The 566-nt window shown below is 36.9% G+C and carries 1 protein-coding gene; it reads left to right on the top strand.

Going from position 1 to position 566, the window contains the following annotated elements:
* Positions 1–159: 159 nt before the first annotated feature.
* A partial coding sequence (locus C200_RS14030) for an IraAB (RefSeq protein WP_033923863.1) occupies positions 160–566 on the top strand: 407 nt, incomplete at its 3' end.

Genomic DNA, 566 nt, shown 5'->3' with positions numbered 1-566 from the left:
AATGTCAACGGAGCCTAATTATATTTTTTATAAATAGTTTAATTTGTGATTAGTAGGTTGATCAATAGCATGAGTTTTCCTTGTTTATGTTGCAGCGCTGTTTGTAATTTTATGCTGATTACTGTATTACTAGGTGTTTTAAATTGTTAAAGGATCTTAATGTTGGAAACAATTAAGAAACTTGAAGAGACTGCTAACCGTGGCTTTTTCACTCATTTTTTTGATTTAAAACAGCGTCAGGTGAATACCGTTGCGATGATTACTTTTTGGAGCCAGTTTGCTGTTTACACGCTAAATACTATTCTAGTACTTTATTTGACACGTCCCCTTTGGCAAGATGGTTTAGGCTTGTCTGAAGCTGAAGCCTATGCATTTATGGGGGTAAGTCAGGCGATGAATTATTTAGTCCCGATGCTGGGGGGCTTTATGGCTGATAATATTGTTGGTGTTCGCCGGTCTATCTTGATCGGTAGTCTGCTTTTGGCTTTGGCATATGCTTTAGTGATGCTAAGTGGTTTTTTTGTTGCTGAGGTGGGAGCTGCTTTATTTATATTGAAGAATTTGAA

Origin of the sequence: Piscirickettsia salmonis LF-89 = ATCC VR-1361 (assembly GCF_000297215.2) — a bacterium.
GTDB classification, from domain to species: domain Bacteria; phylum Pseudomonadota; class Gammaproteobacteria; order Piscirickettsiales; family Piscirickettsiaceae; genus Piscirickettsia; species Piscirickettsia salmonis.
Note: the sequence above shows the minus strand (reverse complement) of the source record. Positions and strands in the feature narration are given on the sequence as shown.